Source organism: Halomonas sp. NPDC076908 (assembly GCF_050269715.1).
In the GTDB taxonomy this organism is placed as follows: domain Bacteria; phylum Pseudomonadota; class Gammaproteobacteria; order Pseudomonadales; family Halomonadaceae; genus Vreelandella.
In genome coordinates this window covers 1-1,893 of the sequence record NZ_JBNNIW010000102.1, presented here as the reverse complement: position 1 = coordinate 1,893, position 1,893 = coordinate 1, and the positions used below count along the sequence as shown (strand labels likewise).

General features: G+C 60.2%; 2 protein-coding genes. Both read left to right on the top strand.

What is annotated here, in order from left to right:
• Window positions 1-78: 78 nt before the first annotated feature.
• Window positions 79-423 (top strand): IS66 family insertion sequence element accessory protein TnpB, encoded by a 345-nt coding sequence (tnpB, locus tag ACQKE4_RS20595; protein ID WP_004578760.1) that lies wholly within the window; start codon window positions 79-81, stop codon window positions 421-423.
• Window positions 424-451: 28 nt separating this feature from the next.
• A partial coding sequence (gene tnpC, locus ACQKE4_RS20590; protein WP_427390094.1) for an IS66 family transposase occupies window positions 452-1,893 on the top strand: 1,442 nt, incomplete at its 3' end.

Here is a 1,893-nt window from a genome sequence, read left to right as displayed (position 1 = left end):
GTCGCCATCATCCGGCTTAGGCTGGAATATTGTGCTCAGCCTGGGTAACGGCGTCGAGCTACGGCTGAGCCAGAACGGATGATCGGGCTCGATAGTCAGGCCCGGATCTGGCTGTGCACCGAGCCCACCGATATGCGCAAATCGTTCCGGGGCCTGAGTGCCCTGGTCCGGAATCAGTTGAAGCACGACCCTCTCAGCGGCCAGTATTTCGTCTTCGTCAATCGCCGCAAGACTCAGATGAAGATGCTGTATTTTACGACCACCGGTTACTGCCTGTGGGCCAAGCGCCTGGAGCAGGGGCAGTTCCGGGTGCCATTATCTGCCTCGGGGCAGCGAGCCCTGACCCTGACGGATCTGCAACTGCTGATCGATGGCATTGAGGTGCAGAAATACCGCCAGTTCAAGCGTTTTCGAGGGGTATAGAAGACGGACTTCCGGTATAATATCGGTCATGAATTCAACGGCTTCTGATCCTTGTCCCAATGCATCGTCCTCCTCGGCTCTGGCCGATGAGAATGCACTGCTGCGTGAGCAGGTCCAGATCCTGCAGCGCCAGCTGGACTGGTTCAAGAAGCAGCTGTTCGGCCCCAAGTCCGAGAAGCAGGTGTTTGATCTGCCGGGCCAGAACAGCCTGTTCCAGCCCGATGAAGCACCGCTGCCGGAGCAGCCTGCTGGCGAAGAAAAACGCACCATCAAGGCCTATCAGCGCGGCACCGGCAAAAAGCAGCGGGACGACGACTGCTTGAATGACTCCGGTCTGCGCTTTACCGCCGATGTGCCGATGGAGGTCATTGAGCACCTGCCACCGGAACTGACCGGGCCGGAGGCTGACCAGTACGAAGTGATCGGTAGCAAGACCACCTACCGGCTGGCCCAGCGTGCCTCCAGTTATGTGGTGCTTAAGTGCGAACGCCCGGTGTTCCGGCGAAAGGGGGCCGAGAAGCCGGTGACGACTCTGGCTCCGTTCAACGTGCTGGACAACAGCCTGGCCGACGTCAGCCTGCTGGCCGGGCTGCTGGTGGACAAGTTCCAGTTCCACCTGCCGCTGTATCGTCAACACCAGCGCATCCAGCAGGCCGGTATCACCGTCAGTCGCAGCACCCTGACGAACCTGGTCAAGCGTGCCATCGACCTGTTGCGACCCATCGTGGATGCCCAGACCGACAATGTGCTGCGCAGTCGGGTGCTGGCCATGGATGAAACGCCCATCAAAGCCGGTCATCAGGGCCGGGCCGGCCCGCAAAAGGGCAAGATGAAAACCGGCTGGTTCTGGCCGTTATACGGCGATGCCGACGAGGTGGTGTTCACCTACTCGAACAGCCGTGGGCGTGCCCATATCGAAGAAGTACTCAGCGAATCGTTCAGCGGCACCCTGATCAGTGACGGCTACGCGGCCTATGCCCGCTACGCTGCCGCTCAGGAGAGCGTCACCCATGCCCAATGTTGGGTGCATGGTCGCCGTTATTTTATCGAGGCACAGAAAGATCACCCGGAGACAGTCACCAACGCGCTGCAACAGATCGCCAAGGTGTACCGGAATGAAGAGGCCACCAAAACCCAGGGGCTGACTGGCGAGAAGAAACGCCAGTACCGGTTGGATCACTCGAAACCGGTGGTCAGCGACTTCTTCCAGTGGTGCCGGGATCAGTTGGCACAAGGCGGCCTCGTGCCCAGCGACCCGCTGACCAAGGCCCTGAACTACGTGCTCGGTCGCGAAGCGAGCCTGACCGTGTTCCTGGAAAACCCGGACGTGCAGCCAGACACCAACCACCTGGAACGGGCGCTACGCCCCATTCCAATGGGCAAGAAAAACTGGATGTTCTGCTGGACCGAACTGGGCGCGGAACACCTGGGCATCATCCAGAGCCTGATCAGCACCTGCAAGCTGCACGA